The 15,197-nt window shown below is 59.3% G+C and carries 13 protein-coding genes; 4 read left to right on the forward strand and 9 right to left on the reverse strand.

Annotated features, from left to right (window positions below; translation table 11 throughout):
• Positions 1-156: 156 nt before the first annotated feature.
• A complete protein-coding gene (gene fusA, locus AKL25_RS03845; protein ID WP_050476322.1) occupies positions 157-2,265 on the reverse strand; it encodes an elongation factor G in 2,109 nt (702 codons plus the stop codon).
• 334 nt (positions 2,266-2,599) lie between these two features.
• Between fusA and AKL25_RS03850 the strand changes: the two genes are divergently transcribed.
• The gene (locus AKL25_RS03850; protein ID WP_050476323.1) at positions 2,600-3,220 is read left to right on the forward strand and encodes a TetR/AcrR family transcriptional regulator; all 621 of its coding nucleotides are present in this window, start codon (positions 2,600-2,602) and stop codon (positions 3,218-3,220) included.
• Between the two features lie 60 nt (positions 3,221-3,280).
• Here AKL25_RS03850 and AKL25_RS03855 read toward each other — a convergent pair whose 3' ends face one another.
• The 7 genes from AKL25_RS03855 to AKL25_RS03885 form a co-directional block, all read right to left on the reverse strand.
• Complete coding sequence (locus AKL25_RS03855) at positions 3,281-4,207, reverse strand: recombination-associated protein RdgC (protein WP_050476324.1); 927 nt, start codon at positions 4,205-4,207, stop codon at positions 3,281-3,283.
• Positions 4,208-4,327: 120 nt separating this feature from the next.
• A complete protein-coding gene (gene dinB / locus AKL25_RS03860) occupies positions 4,328-5,482 on the reverse strand; it encodes a DNA polymerase IV (protein WP_050476325.1) in 1,155 nt (384 codons plus the stop codon).
• A 48-nt stretch (positions 5,483-5,530) separates the two neighbouring features.
• Positions 5,531-5,743 (reverse strand): SlyX family protein, encoded by a 213-nt coding sequence (locus tag AKL25_RS03865; protein WP_050476326.1) that lies wholly within the window; start codon positions 5,741-5,743, stop codon positions 5,531-5,533.
• Positions 5,740-7,017, reverse strand: a complete 1,278-nt coding sequence (locus tag AKL25_RS03870; protein ID WP_050476327.1) for a TIGR03862 family flavoprotein — start codon at positions 7,015-7,017, stop codon at positions 5,740-5,742. Before AKL25_RS03870 ends, AKL25_RS03865 begins: the two co-directional genes overlap by 4 nt.
• Positions 6,998-7,741, reverse strand: a complete 744-nt coding sequence (locus tag AKL25_RS03875; RefSeq protein WP_050476328.1) for an amino acid ABC transporter permease — start codon at positions 7,739-7,741, stop codon at positions 6,998-7,000. Before AKL25_RS03875 ends, AKL25_RS03870 begins: the two co-directional genes overlap by 20 nt.
• Before the next feature lie 133 nt (positions 7,742-7,874).
• A complete protein-coding gene (locus tag AKL25_RS03880) occupies positions 7,875-8,672 on the reverse strand; it encodes a basic amino acid ABC transporter substrate-binding protein (protein WP_050476329.1) in 798 nt (265 codons plus the stop codon).
• 229 nt (positions 8,673-8,901) lie between these two features.
• Positions 8,902-10,983: a UvrD-helicase domain-containing protein gene (locus tag AKL25_RS03885; protein WP_050476330.1), complete on the reverse strand. Its 2,082-nt coding sequence runs from the start codon at positions 10,981-10,983 to the stop codon at positions 8,902-8,904.
• 110 nt (positions 10,984-11,093) lie between these two features.
• Here AKL25_RS03885 and AKL25_RS03890 point away from each other — a divergent pair, with 110 nt between their 5' ends.
• Complete coding sequence (locus AKL25_RS03890) at positions 11,094-11,564, forward strand: SRPBCC family protein (protein WP_050476331.1); 471 nt, start codon at positions 11,094-11,096, stop codon at positions 11,562-11,564.
• 270 nt (positions 11,565-11,834) lie between these two features.
• A complete protein-coding gene (locus tag AKL25_RS03895; protein WP_050476332.1) occupies positions 11,835-12,761 on the forward strand; it encodes a glycosyltransferase family 2 protein in 927 nt (308 codons plus the stop codon).
• A 334-nt stretch (positions 12,762-13,095) separates the two neighbouring features.
• Here AKL25_RS03895 and AKL25_RS03900 read toward each other — a convergent pair whose 3' ends face one another.
• Complete coding sequence (locus AKL25_RS03900) at positions 13,096-14,160, reverse strand: YeiH family protein (protein ID WP_050476333.1); 1,065 nt, start codon at positions 14,158-14,160, stop codon at positions 13,096-13,098.
• 118 nt (positions 14,161-14,278) lie between these two features.
• Here AKL25_RS03900 and AKL25_RS03905 point away from each other — a divergent pair, with 118 nt between their 5' ends.
• Positions 14,279-15,184, forward strand: a complete 906-nt coding sequence (locus AKL25_RS03905) for a LysR family transcriptional regulator (RefSeq protein WP_050476334.1) — start codon at positions 14,279-14,281, stop codon at positions 15,182-15,184.
• Positions 15,185-15,197 lie beyond the last annotated feature (13 nt).

Genomic DNA, 15,197 nt, shown 5'->3' on the forward strand with positions numbered 1-15,197 from the left:
GGGGCTCGAAGGGTTTCGCTTGCAAGCGAAACCGCGGCCTGCGGAACGTAGGCGAGCCCCAATGCCTCGCAGAAGCAAAAGCCCCGCTTAGTGCAAACTAAGCGGGGCTTTTGCGTCGTAGAAAGAGCTAACGAAGTTTGGCAATCGATCGAAGCGTCACTTCCCCTTCCTCTCCGTAGTCAACTGCTCCACCACATGCCGCGGCGCCTCGGCATAATGCTTGAACTCCATCGTATAAGTCGCGCGCCCTTGCGTCGCCGACCGCAACGAAGTCGAATAGCCGAACATCTCCGACAGCGGCACTTCGGCCTTGATGATCTTGCCGCCGCCGCCGGCGATTTCGTCCATTCCCTGCACCATGCCGCGACGCGACGACAAATCGCCCATCACTGTGCCGGCGTAGTCTTCCGGCGTTTCCACCTCGACCGCCATCATCGGCTCCAGTAGCACCGGGCTGGCCCGGCGCATGCCTTCCTTGAACGCCATCGAGCCGGCCATGCGGAACGCATTTTCGTTCGAGTCGACGTCATGGTAAGAACCGAAGGTCAGCGTCGCACGGATATCGACCACCGGATAACCGGCCAGCACGCCGCTGCCCAGCGTTTCCTGAATGCCCTTGTCGACCGCAGGAATGAATTCGCGCGGCACCACGCCGCCCTTGATGGCGTCGACGAATTCGTAGCCCTTGCCGGGCGGCAGCGGTTCCAGCTTCAGCACCACGTGGCCGTACTGGCCGCGTCCGCCGGATTGCTTGACGAATTTGCCTTCGACATCTTCCACGGTCGAGCGAATCGCTTCGCGGTAAGCCACCTGCGGCTTGCCGACGGTGGCCTCGACGTTGAACTCGCGCTTCATGCGATCGACCAGGATTTCCAGATGCAACTCGCCCATGCCGGAAATAATGGTCTGGCCCGATTCTTCATCGGTGCGCACGCGGAACGACGGATCTTCCTGTGCCAGGCGATTCAGGGCGATGCCCATCTTCTCCTGGTCGGCCTTGGTCTTCGGTTCCACTGCCTGTGAAATCACCGGCTCAGGGAAGACCATGCGCTCCAGGATGATCACGTGATCCGGATCGGTCAGCGTGTCGCCCGTGGTGACGTCCTTCAGCCCGACTGCGGCGGCGATGTCGCCTGCATACACTTCCTTGATTTCCTTGCGCTCATTCGCATGCATCTGCAGGATGCGGCCCAGGCGTTCCTTCTTGCCCTTGATCGGGTTGTAGACGGTGTCGCCCGAATTGACCATGCCCGAATACGCACGGAAGAAAACCAGCTGGCCGACGAACGGGTCGGTCATGATCTTGAATGCCAGCGCCGAGAATTTTTCGTCGTCCGCAGGATGGCGTTCAATCTCATTGTCGTCTTCATCGTGACCCTTGATCGCCGGCACGTCGATTGGCGACGGCAGGTAATCGATCACGGCGTCGAGCATGGCTTGCACGCCCTTGTTCTTGAAGGCGCTGCCGGCCAGCATCGGCACGATTTCACCGGCGATGGTGCGCAGGCGCAGGCCGTGCTTGATGTCGGCTTCGGTCAGGGGCGTGCCGCTGAGATATTTCTCCAGCAGTTGTTCGTTGGCTTCCGCGGCCTGCTCGATCATCTTGTCGTGCCACTCGCGCGCGGTCTCCTCGAGGTCGGCCGGAATCGGCTGGTACTCGAACTTGACGCCCTGGCTTTCTTCATCCCAGATGATAGCTTTCATCTTGACCAGATCGATCACGCCCTGGAAATTGTCTTCCGCGCCGATCGGAATCTGGATCGGCACGGCGTTGCCTTTCAGGCGTTCGCCGATCTGTTTCTGCACGCGGAAAAAGTCCGCGCCGACACGGTCCATCTTGTTGACGAAGGCCATGCGCGGCACGGCGTACTTGTTCGCCTGGCGCCACACGGTTTCCGATTGCGGCTGCACGCCGCCGACCGAGTCATAGACCATGACCGCGCCGTCGAGCACGCGCATCGAGCGTTCGACTTCAATCGTGAAGTCGACGTGGCCCGGTGTGTCGATGATGTTGATGCGATGTTCCGGATAATTGCCGGCCATGCCTTTCCAGAAGGCGGTGGTGGCGGCGGAGGTGATCGTGATGCCGCGTTCCTGCTCCTGCTCCATCCAGTCCATGGTGGCGGCGCCGTCATGCACTTCACCGATCTTGTGGTTGACACCGGTATAAAACAGGATGCGCTCGGTGGTCGTGGTTTTACCGGCATCGATGTGCGCACTGATACCGATGTTTCGGTAATGTTCTATACGGGTCTTGCGTGTCATGACATTTCCTTTCGTTACATCGTGGGATGAACCGGCAGAAAGCAATCGCAGCGGATTCACATTATGCGCATATTTTGACGCAGCATGTGATCCGCCGATACTGGCCGAAAGTCTGGTTAAACAAGCAACTCTCGGATCTCTCCGGTTCGGCTCGGCTTTCTCGCAGAGGAGACAAGAAAGCGCTGCGCATCATCATAGTCTGTATTTATGTAATGCGTGTTACATAATAGTTTTCTCCTGAAATCGCTGTCAAGGTATTTTTGTAATTCAGATTAAAGTAAGCTACACTGGTCGCAGAAAACCCACAGCAATGTGATCACGAAGGAGCATTCCCATGCAGCAAACAAGAGGGCGGCCGCGCAGTTTCGACCGAGACGAAGCGCTACGCCTGGCAATGCAGGTATTCTGGAGCAAGGGCTATGAAGGCACGACCATGGCCGATCTGACGACTGCCATCGGCGTCAAGGCGCCCAGTCTCTACGCCGCATTCGGCGACAAGAACGCGCTGTTCCGCGAAGCCGTCGAGTTCTATTCGACGACTACCGCCGCCGCGCCGATGAACGCCTTGAAAGAAGGCCTCGGCGTACGCGAGGACGTATTCAACATGTTGCACGCCAGTATCGACACCTTTGCCGGCAAGGGATGCATGGTGGTGACCTCGGCCATCAATTGCGCGCCGGAAAACAGCGCGCACGCCGAAGAGTTGCGGGCGCGCCGCCACAAAAAACGCGCCGCCCTGGACAAGCGTTTCCGCCAGGCGCAAACGCAGGGAGAGTTGAGCGCCGATGCTGATATCGACGGCCTCAGCGACTTCTACACGGCTGTGCTGCACGGCCTGTCGCTGAGCGCGCGCGACGGCGTCAGCTGCGAGCGTCTGGCCAATACCATTTGTCACGCGATGAAGGCGCTCGACGCCCTATTGATCGCGCCAAAGAAAAAACGCGCAGTGCAATAAAAAACGCCGGCAGATCCAAGGATCAACCGGCGTTTTTCTTATGCGATCGACTACAAACGATCAGGCCGCCAATGCCGCCGATCCGTCGTTCTCGCGTAACTGGCCGCCCAGTGCTTCGATCAGGTCGGCCAGCATCTTGCTTACTTCGCCTGTCATCAGCATGAAGTCGCCGTCAAAGCGTTCGTCGTCATTCTTGTTCGTCACGTCGCTGTCTTCTTTCAGCACATCCAGCGGCGCGATCTTCTTGACGCTCAGGTTTTCCGTCAGCACGAAGGACACGCGGTCGTTCCAGGTCAACGCCAGGCGCGTGCATTGCTTGCCCGATTCGATATGGCGGCGCACGTCGTCCGGTTCCAGCGTGTGGCGCACGAAACGCACGGTCGCCTTGCTGTCGCCGCTGGCGCGCAGTTCAGTATCCTGATCCACGGTGAAGCCGCTTGGCGCTTCATCCGACGCCAGCCAGTCGGTCATCGACGACAAGGGCGAGCGCACGGTGCGCAGGGTCTCCAGCGGGAATTTCGGAATCGCCTTCAACAACAGTTTCAGGACTTCTTCCGCCTTGCCGGAACTGCCGGCATCGACGATCAGCCAACCGTTGACCGGATCGATCCAGGTCCAGGTGCTGCGCACGATACTGAAGGCGCGCGGCAACAATTCATCGGTGACTTGTTCTTTCAATTCCTTGGTCTGCTTGCGACCAGGAGGAAAACCTTGTTGTTCTTCCAACTCGGCGGCGCGCGCCTTGGTGACCTGATTGACCACGGTGCTGGGCAGCAGTTTCTTCTCGGTGTCCAGCTTCAGCAGGAACTGGCGGTTGACGACGTGCACCAGCTGTTCATTGCCGCGCGGCGAAACCCAGCCCTGCGATTGCATTTCCAGGCTGGGGCAGGCGGCAAATGATTGCGGCGCGAGATAGGATTCGAGCTGTTCGGCGCTGATGGCCCAAGGTGCGGGAAGGCGATAAATCTGAAGGTTCTTAAACCACATGGCGTTCGGGCAAAAGCGTCCATTTTACACGCAGCGGCAATCAAGCCGACCATTTGGAAATACTTTATCTGCGACCGCGGCGGCGAATGTGAACGTGTGCGGTGCCCCGCTCAACATCCGCTATTCAAAGCCCAGCTGGCCTTGCAACAAGGCATCGTTCTCCGGCGCGTCGTCGCCTTTCGACAATGCGCCCACCCGGACACCCAGCAGGCGTATGCGTTGTTCCAGCGGCACGCGTCGCAGACATTCGCCCGCTGCGCGGCGGATCGTGGCGGAATCGGCGACAGACGCCGGCAGCGTGACGTCGCGCGTGACCGTCGAGAAATCGGCGTAGCGCAGCTTGATGCCGATGGTGCGTCCCACGTATCCCTTGCGATGCAGGTCATCGGCCACGCGCATGCATAGCGCGGTGAAGATCTCGGACAGTTTTTCCCTATCCTGGCGCGCGTGCAGGTCGCGCTCAAAAGTGGTTTCCCGGCTGATCGACTTCGGTTCCGAACTGGTGGACACCGGACGCTCGTCGATGCCTTGCGCCACATTGCTCAGCCAGGCCGAATAGCTGCGCCCGAAATGGTCCTGCAACAGGCCGGCATCGGCCCGGGCCAGATCGCCGACGGTCAGGATGCCGAGCGCGGTCAGTTTTTCCGCCGCCTTGGGCCCGATGCCGTTGATCTTGCGCGCCGGCAGCGGCCATATCCGTACCGGCACGTCTTCCATCGCGAGGATGGTCAGGCCGTTGGGTTTTTCCAGATCCGAGCAGATCTTGGCGAGCAGCTTGTTGGGCGCGATGCCGATCGAACACGACAGGCCGGTGGCTGCGCGCACGGCCTCCTTGATGCGCGTCGCCAGGGCGCGGGTGTCTTCCTGGTGCAGGCTCAGGTCGAGGTAGATCTCATCAATTCCCCTATCCTCGATCAGCGGAGCGATTTCCGCCACCGCCTTTTTGAACAACCGCGAATAATGCCGGTACGAGTCGAAATCCACCGGCAGCAAAACCGCATCAGGCGCCAGCTGCGACGCTTTCATCATGCCCATTGCCGAGAACACGCCCAGCGCGCGCGCTTCATAGGTTGACGTCGTAATGACGCCGCGGCCGACGTAGTCGCGCAGCCTGGCAAACTCGCGCGTCCCATCTTCACGCATGACCGGCTGATGCACCGAACGGCCGCCGATGACGACGGCCTGGCCGCGCAGCTCCGGATAGCGCAGCAGTTCGACCGATGCATAGAATGCATCCATATCGAGGTGCGCGATGCGGCGAGTGGCGGTGTTCATGGAAGAGGGGCGGTGGTCAATGTGCATCCGGCAGGCAGCCGGAGCCGATCAGTAGTGCGGCGGTCTTTCGTTCTCGATGCTGCGTTGCTCGCTGATGCTGTTGGCGGTGTCCTTGACTTGCCGCGCCAGCGTGGTCAGCAGCTTTTCGAGTTCGTCGATTTTCTTTTGCTGCTCATAGACGATCTTGTTGAGCGCATCGACAGTATCTTCCTGATGTGTCAGTTTCAGCTCGATGTCGACCAGACGTTCTTCGTCGATCATGATGTTTTCTCCTTGTCGGTTGAAGGTATGTTCAACCAGCGCAACGCGCCTTGTGCGGCAACACGGCCGCTGGCGAAACAGGCGGTCAGCAGATAGCCGCCGGTAGGCGCTTCCCAATCCAGCATCTCGCCGGCGCAGAATACGCCGGGCACGGGACGCAGCATCAGATCGTCATTCATGGCTTCGAATGGTACACCGCCGGCGCTGCTGATGGCTTCGTCGATCGGCCGCGGCGCGCGCAGCCGGACCGGCAGTTCCTTGATGGCGTGCGCCAGCTTGTGCATGTCCTGGAAATCCTCAGCGTCGGTGCATTCGCGCAGCAGCGCTGCTTTCGCGCCCTTGAGTTTGAGACGGCTCTGCAGGTGGCTGGACATCGAACGCGCGCCGCGCGGATGCTGCAATTCGCTCAATACGCGCGAGGGCATCCAGTCCGGCAGCAAATCCAGATACAGCGTCGCCGGCGCGGACGGCGTGATGGCGTCGCGCAAGGGCGCGGACAGCGCATAGATCAGACCGCCTTCGATGCCGGTGTCGGTAATGACGCACTCGCCCTGGCGGCGCAAGGACGTGCCGTCGCTCAGCATGACGGTTGCGGCGACGGTCTTGAGCGGTTCTCCGGCAGCGCGGTTGCGGAAGTGCTCGCTCCAGTCGACGTCGAAGCCGCAGTTGGACGGCTGCAAGGGCGCCAGATCGACGCCGCGTTCGCGCAGCAGCGCCATCCACGCGCCGTCCGAACCGAGCCGCGCCCAACTGCCGCCGCCCAGCGCCAGAATGCTGGCAGAGGCGGAAGCCGAGACTTCTCCTTCCGGTGTGGCGAAACGCAGCTTGCCGTCGGCGTCCCATCCTTGCCAGCGATGCCGCATGTGGAAGCGCACACCGGCTTCGCGCAGACGATGCAGCCAGGCGCGCAGCAAGGGCGCCGCTTTCATGTCGGTAGGGAAAACGCGGCCGGAACTGCCGACGAAGGTATCGATGCCGAGCCCGTGTATCCACGCGCGCAACTGATCCGGGCCGAAGTCTTGCAACATGGCTGCGATCTCGTTGCGGCGCGTGCCGTAGCGGGAGAGAAAGCCGTCGATGTCTTCCGAGTGGGTGATGTTCATGCCGCCCTTGCCGGCCAGCAAAAACTTGCGTCCGACCGACGGCATCGCATCGTACAGATCGACCTGCACGCCCTTGAGCGCCAGCACTTCGGCGGCCATCAGGCCGGCCGGGCCGCCGCCGACGATGGCTACCGTGGTGACGGCTTGCGGATCAGTGGCGGGATGGGGCACTGTATTTCTTTTCCAGTCGGGCGACCAGCATGGCCAGACAAATGGTCATCGTGAAGTACACCACCGAGATCGTGATGTACGGTTCCCAATAGCGGGAATAGTTGCCGGCGACGGTGCGCGCCGCGTAGGCCAGTTCGGCCAGGCCGATGGTCGACACCAGCGAAGAATCTTTCAGCAGCGTGATCGCTTCATTGCCCAGCGGCGGCAGCATGCGGCGAAACGCCTGCGGCAGGATGATGTAGCGCATGCGCAGGCGATAACCCATGCCCAGGCTCGATGCCGCATAGTTTTGGCCGCGGTCGATCGACTGGATGCCGGCGCGGAAAATTTCGGAGATGTAGGCCGCTGCGTTGAGCGACAAGGCCACGATGCCGGATACAAACGCGCCGTAATCCTGCTTGATGGCGCGCGCCAGCTCGCCCGAAATCAGCAGGCCGTGGTCCTGATGGATCAGCACCGGCATCACGGCGAAGTGGATCAGCAGAATCTGTACGAACAACGGCGTGCCGCGGAAAAACGCCACATAAAAGCCGGCGATCCACTTGGTCGCGCGCAACACGTATTTCCACGCGCCGTGCTGCACGTCGGCCAGCCGCAGCATGCCCAGCAACAGGCCCATCACGGTGCCCGCGATGATGCTGATCACGGCGACTTCCAGCGTCATGAAGAAGCCCTTGATGAACAGCGGCGCGTAGCCTTCGATGATGCTCCAGCGGAAATCCATGGTGGGGAAAGAGAGTAGTGGACATGAAAAATGCGCAATCCGGCCGGATTACGCATTTGTTCGAATTATACCGCAGCGCCGCTGCCAGCCTTGATTCTCTTGATCGAAGGCCCGTCGCAACGCGAGGTAAAAATTACTTCTTCGCGCCGAAGTATTGCGCGCTGATCTTGTCGAAAGTGCCGTCGGCCTTCAGGTCGGCCATGCCCTTGTTAACCTTGTTCAGCAACTCGGTGTTGCCCTTGCGCACGGCGATGCCGTAATACTCTTTCGGGAAGCCGGCGTCGGAGACGGTGCGCAGCTTGCTCGACGGATTATTGGTGATGTAGTTCTTGACCACCGCATCATCGGCCACCACGGCGTCGACACCGCCGGTTTCCAGTTCTTTCAGGGCCAGCGGAGTGGAGTCCAGGCGCTTGATGTTGGCGCTGTTCTTGCCGAGCAGGTTCTGCACCACTTCGTCGCCGGTCGTGGCGCTCTGCACGCCGACCTTCAGGGTCTTCAGATCGTCGAATTTTTGCACCTTGGTGTTGCTGTCCGCGACGGCGATCAATTGCGATGCTTCGAAATACGGCTCGGAGAAATCGACGGTCTGTTTGCGCTCGTCGGTGATGGTGATGGCCGAGATCAGCAGGTCGCGGTCGCCTTGCGCCAGGAAATTGAAGAAGCCTTCAAACGGCGTCGGCACGAACTTCACTTCGATGCCGATTTTTTGCGCCAGCGCCTTCATCACGTCGATGTCGAAACCGACCACGTTTTTCTGCTCGTTCTCAGCGGAGAACGGCGCATAAGCCGATTCCACGCCGACCAGATACACCTTGGCCGCCGGAGCGGCTGCCGGCGCCTGAGCGACCGGTTCGTCTTTCTTGCCGCACGCGGACAGCGCGGACACCAGCGCCAATACTGGAACGAATTGTTTGAAGAACTTGCTCATGGGCTACCTTGTAAAAATGAAAACAATACGGACTCCGAAGCCGCACCGGCTGGTGCTTTCAGGGGAATTCGGAAAGGGGAGGATTGTAAACGTTTATGGCGCCGGCAAGCGCGTTTTGCGGAGAAATGCGGCGAAAAGAACAAGCCCGGCGCCTGAATGTTAAATAATATGCAAGATCTGCATTTTGCCGGCAAGCCCGGTCGCCACGCCGGGCGCTCCAGGTGCGGAATCAATCGTTGGATGGCGTCGGCGTAGTGCGCGGCTGTTGCAGCAAGGCTTTGAGATTGGCCAGCCGGTTCTGCGGCGTGATGACTTCGCTTTCCTTGGGGACGGCGTCGCCGACATCGAGGTTCATTTCCTTGATGAAGCGCGACGGATCGCAGGCCGTGTATTCGCGGGCGCGCTTGCGGCGTTTGCACCAGGTGATCTGCAGGCTGCGCTGGGCGCGCGTGATGCCGACGTACATCAGGCGGCGTTCTTCCTCGATGCGCGCGGCAATGGTTTCGGCCGGCGCATCGGCGTCGCCCTTGTGCGGCAGGATGCCTTCTTCCACGCCGATCAGAAACACGTGCGGATATTCCAGTCCCTTGGAAGCGTGCAGCGTCGACATGCGCACTGCATCCTGCTCTTCGTCCTTGCCTTCCAGCATGGACATCAGCGCCACCATCTGGGTCAGTTCCAGCAGATTCTTCTCTTCGCCTTCGCCATCCTTGCCGCCGTTGCCGCGTTCTTTCAGCCAGGTGGTGAAGTCGACCACGTTCTGCCATTTGCTCTGGGCCTGGCGTTCGTCGAAGGCATCGTAGACGTAGCCTTCGTAGTTGATCGCTTCCATCATGTCATCGAGCACCAGCGCCGCGTTCTCGCCGCTGCCGGACGGACCGGGACGGCTGGCGCGCGATTCGAGGTTGTTGATGAAGTCGCAGAACTGGCGCAGCGGCAGCAATTGCTTGTCGGGCAGCTTGTCTTCCATCGCGCCCTTGTACACCGCCTCAAACAGCGAACACTGCCACTGGCCGGCCACCGTGCCGAGCACTTCCAGCGTGGCCTGGCCGATGCCGCGGCGCGGCGTGGTGACGGCGCGGATGAATGCCGGATCGTCGTCCTGGTTGGCGATCAGCCGCAGGTAGCTGATGATGTCCTTGATCTCTGCGCGGTCGAAATAACTTTGTCCGCCCGACATCACATAAGGAATGCGCTCACGCCGCAAGGCCTTTTCGAAGATGCGCGCCTGATGGTTGCCGCGATACAGAATCGCATAGTCGGAGAATTTCGCGCGCCGCTCGAAGCGATGCGCCGACAGCATGATGGCGACTTGCTCGGCCTCGGCCTCGTCGTCGTCCATCGCCATCACCTTGATCGGATCGCCGAGGCCGTGCTCCGACCACAGGGCCTTTTCAAACAGCTTGGGATTGTTGGAAATCACCGAGTTGGCGGCCTGCAGAATGCGCGTGCTGGAGCGGTAATTCTGCTCCAGCTTGATCAGATGCAGATTCGGGAAATCGATCTGCAGCGTCTTCAGATTTTCAATCGTGGCGCCGCGCCAGGCGTAGATGGCCTGGTCGTCGTCGCCCACGGCGGTGAACATCGGTTTCTTGCCGATGCCGCTGACCAGCAGTTTGACCAGTTCATACTGGCAGGTGTTGGTGTCCTGGTATTCGTCGACCAGCAGGTAGCGCAGGCGGCGCTGCCAGCGGTCGCGCACTTCTTCGTTATTGCGGAACAACTCCACGGGCAAACGGATCAGGTCGTCGAAATCGACCGCCTGATACGCCGACAGCGTGGCGACGTAGCTGCGGTAAATGCGAGCGGCCACAGCTTCCTCTTCGTCGACGGCGTTCCTGAGAGCAAGATCCGGATCGACCAGGCCGTTTTTCCACAGCGACATCGAATTCTGGATGCGGCGGATCAGCTGCTTGTCGGTTGTCACCGCCAGATCTTGCACCAGCGAAAAACAATCGTCGCTGTCCATGATCGAGAAGCGGTCCTTCAGCCCCAGATTCTTGGCTTCCTGGCGCAGGATCTTCACACCCAGCGAGTGAAAGGTCGACACCGTCAGATGCTTGGCCTGCTTGGGTTCCTTGAGCAGCTTGGCGATGCGCTCCTGCATTTCCAGCGCGGCCTTGTTGGTAAAGGTCAGCGCGGCGATGTGGCGCGACTCGTAGCCGCAGTTCTCAATCAGATGGGCGATCTTCTGCGTGATCACGCGGGTCTTGCCCGAGCCGGCGCCGGCCAGCACCAGGCAAGGGCCGTTCATGTACAACACAGCTTCGCTTTGCGGGGCGTTGAGGCCAAATGCGGGGGCAGCAGACATGCGGGGATCGATTCGGTACGGTGGGAGATAACGCGCCATTGTAGCAGGCCGGGCCAGCCGGGCCGGGGCCTTCTGTGGGACAATGGCGGCATAAGAAAACAGGTCAAAGCATGAAATTCAACCACTTGATTCAAATCAACGATCCGCTCAATCCGCTGATCGACAATCTGACCCGCGAACAGCTGTGGCGCGGCCTCGTCATGCGCGCCGAAGCGCCGCAATTGTTCATGGAGCATCTCGACGAATGCGTGCTGTCCGAGAAGACGGCCGAATCGGTCAGGCGCATGCTGCGCTACGGCGAACTGCGCATCCACGACGTCGTCACCTACGAGCCGCTGCAGCGCGTGCACTATCAGGTGCCGGCGCAAGGCGAGATCCCGACATCGACGCTGAGCATGACCATCGAAGAGCCGGAAGCGGAGGCCTTATTCGTGCGCTTCGAATACGACGACGGCGCGCCGGAAGAGGTCGATACGGAGAAAGCCTTTTACGACCAGTTCCGCCGCTCGGCGTATGAGGAGGCGGACATTGACACCATCCGCATCATTCGGGAACTGGTGATTAAAGGATCGATGCACTAACTAAAAAGGCGGGGACTTGAAAATGCGTCGGGAAAATGCCTGCAAACTCACAAATACAGATACTTTTCCCGTGGAGCCGGAAGGATTCAAGGCGTGAAACCATGAGAAACTGTAACCTTGCAGTCATGTAGCCGCAGTCGGGATCAGTCCCATTGAGTCATGAAGAAAAGGCGCTTGTGTCGTACGGCGCTTTCCCTTGCAAGGCCTTCCATGGCGACATTGTTGTCGGGTCTTGATTTGTCACAGAAATCACTCTAACTACGATCATCCATGCTAACCCTGATCATTCCCACCAAAAACCACGGAATTTATCTAGAGAATTTGCTTGATAATGTTGTGTTTTCAGGACCGTCGCCAGTCACTCAATTATTAATTTGCAACGATGCTTCTACGGACAATACCGCAGAAATTCTTGCGAAATATTCGGGGGACAAGCGCATACGTGTTTTCGAGAATGCGACCAGCGTCGGCGCCATGCGCGCATGCGAGATGATGTTTTCGCTGGTGGAAACACCTTACGTGATGATGTTAGCCAGCGATGATCTGTTTTTTCCGGAGCAACTGGCTAAGGTCTTTGAAGAAACCGTGCGCCGCAATGCCTACATGGGGTATGGTAAATACATGATTCTTGAGGGAGAGCAACTCACTGAGTTGAACCATCCCGGTTGGCAGGCCAGACGCTTTAAACCAGGATGTGACTTTGAGGCCCTGATGGGTTTCGATCAATACACTTTTCTGATTGTGATGCGTAAGGAATTCTTGCCCAAGCATGGCAGCAGCGAATTTCTGTACGACGCATCATTGGACAAACTGGTAGAAGCCGATGGGCTTGGGATGCTCCGTGCACATGATTGGAATTTTGCACTGGAAATGGCGATTGCTCATCCGGACCGCATATATTTCCTTGATGAATATTGCGGTTGCTTCCGCAAGGTCGAGAATCAGCTTTCGACAGATAGCATCTACGTCCATACCGGCAGAGCCGTATTTGAAATGGCGTTACTGATTTTGAAGTATTTGGTCAACTACGAACTACGGCAACGTATAAAAAGCGAACCTTATTTTCATACCGCCACGAAGAATCTGTTTTATGCGAAATTCGCCGGTGTTACTGAGGCCGCAAAGCAATCCCGGAATTTTCAGGAAATTTATAAACCAATCATCCTTGCAGCAGATGCGCTTTTGAACAATATGTAAACGGAAAGACTCTCAGGCCTGCCTTGCCGCATCATGGCGCGGGCCAATTCAGTGTATTTTGTGGATTCACCGGGCCATTCACTGAGAAACTGCGATTGGCTTCTCGCAAGCTCGCGATATTGCCGATGCCTCCGTGATAGTTGGTATTTTTGTAAATGTGGATATGACCAATCAACCAAGGGCAGGATATCGGCGGAAAGCCTGATTTCATGAGGAAAAGCGGTGCGTGGTATGGTCAAGCCGGGATGGTCTGGCGGATGCCAGACCAAGATATTGCACCCCTTTCAAAGTGCAGAGGCAGCAGAAGTTATTTTTATGAAATGTTTTGGGCAACTCAGCGGAACAGGTAATCAAGCACGGTATTCACCAGTGCGCCGCCGATAATCAGCCACGCGAACAGCAATCCCCCCAGCAGTAACGGACGCATCCCCGCGCGGCGCACCGACGACAGGTGCGTGGTCAGGCCCAGGGCCGCCATCGCCATCGCCAGCAGGAATGTGTCGGCGTCGAGCAAGGCGCCGGTGACGGCGGCCGGGATGGCAAACAGCGAGTGAATCGCCACCACGCCGATGAAAGCAAACGCAAACCAGGGAATGCCTGCCAGGCGGGAAGTCTTGCCGCCGGCCTGCGCCGCCGGTTTGCCGCGTTGCACATAGGCCGACAGGATCAGCAGGAAAGGGGCCAGCATCATCACGCGGACCATCTTGGCGATCACGGCGGTGTTGGCGGTGTGCTCATCGATCGAGCGCGCCGCCGCCACCACTTGCGCCACTTCATGCACGGTCGAACCGATATAGACGCCGAAGTCGGCATGGCCTTGCAGGAAGCTCAGGCTGTGCAACAGCGGGTACAGGAAGATCGCCACCGAGCCGAACACCACCACCGTCGAGACCGCCACCGTCACCTGCTCGCTGCGCGCACGCAGCACCGGCTCCGTCGCCATCACCGCCGCCGCGCCGCAGATCGAGCTGCCGGCGCCGATCAGCATGACGGCATTGCGATCCAGCTTGAACATTTTGACGCCGACGAAGTAAGCCAAAGCAAACGTCGACGTCAGCATACAGGCGTCGATGATGACACCGCTGACGCCGACTTGCGAGATGTCCTGAAACGTCAGGCGCAGGCCGTACAGCACGATGCCCAGGCGCAGCAGGTTTTGTTTGGAGAACGCCACGCCGCTGCCGCAACCGGCGGCGACACGCGGAAATACCGTATTGCCGATCAGCATGCCGAGCACGATCGCCACCGTCAGCGCGCTGAAACCATGCGCCTGCAGCCAGGCGTTCTTGCTGGCTTCGATGGACGCCAATGCCAGCGCTGCGCTCAAGGCGAGGCCCGGAATCAGGCGAGCCAGCGGTGGTGTCGGGATGGCCGTGACGGAGATCGGCGAGGTATTCATGATATGCCTGTCATTCATGGGTGATCGGAATGAGGGCACTTTAACGCGCAGCTATTTAAAAGAAAAACGCGTTATTTTGCTAATATCTACCTGAATAACAGGTTGATTGGTGGATTCGATGAAAATTACCTTACGACAATTGCAGATTTTTCTGGCGGTGGCGCAGTCGGGCAGTACCACCGCGGCGGCGGAAGCGGTGGCCTTGTCGCAGTCGGCGGCCAGCGCCGCGCTCAATGAACTGGAGGCCGGCCTCAACGTGCAACTGTTCGACCGCGTCGGCAAGCGGCTGGTGCTGAACGACAACGGTCGCCTGCTGTTGCCGCAGGCGCAGCACATGCTCGACGCCGCGCACACCATCGAACAGCAATTCCTGGCCCCGGACCAGGCCGGCGCCGAGCTGCATATCGGCGCCAGCACCACCATCGGCAGCTATATGCTGCCCGAGATGGTTGCCGCCTATCGTCAGGATCATCCGCAGTTGCGCGTGCGTGCGCTGGTGGCCAACACGGCGGACATCGTGGCCGCGGTCAGCAACTTCGACGTCGATGCGGCGCTGATAGAAGGGCCCTGCCATGCCAGCGATGTACTAGTCGAACCATGGATGACGGATGAGCTGATCGTGGTGGCGTCGCCGAAGCATCCGCTGGCGGCGCAAGGCAAAAAACTCACGCTGAAGAAACTGAGCGAAGCCGACTGGCTGTTGCGCGAAGCCGGGTCCGGCACGCGCGAAGCGGTCGAGCATGCCTTGCTGCCTTATTTGCATCATTTGCCGTCGGCTTGCGAGTTCGGCAATTCGGAAGCGATCAAGCGCGCCACGGCGGAAGGCATGGGCATCAGCTGTCTGTCGCGCGCTGTCGTGAAGGATTTGCTGGAGTCGGGACGGCTGATCGAACTGGCGACGCCCTTGCCGATGCTGCGCCGGCACTTTTATCTGGTGCGCAACAAGCATCGTGTGTTGTCGCTGCGGCTGGCGTCCTTGCTGGATTTTTTCCGTCGCTGGGCGGTGCGCCACGAGCAGGTTTGATGCGTCCTGCTTG

Origin of the sequence: Herbaspirillum rhizosphaerae (assembly GCF_001189965.1) — a bacterium.
Classification (GTDB): domain Bacteria; phylum Pseudomonadota; class Gammaproteobacteria; order Burkholderiales; family Burkholderiaceae_D; genus Herbaspirillum; species Herbaspirillum rhizosphaerae.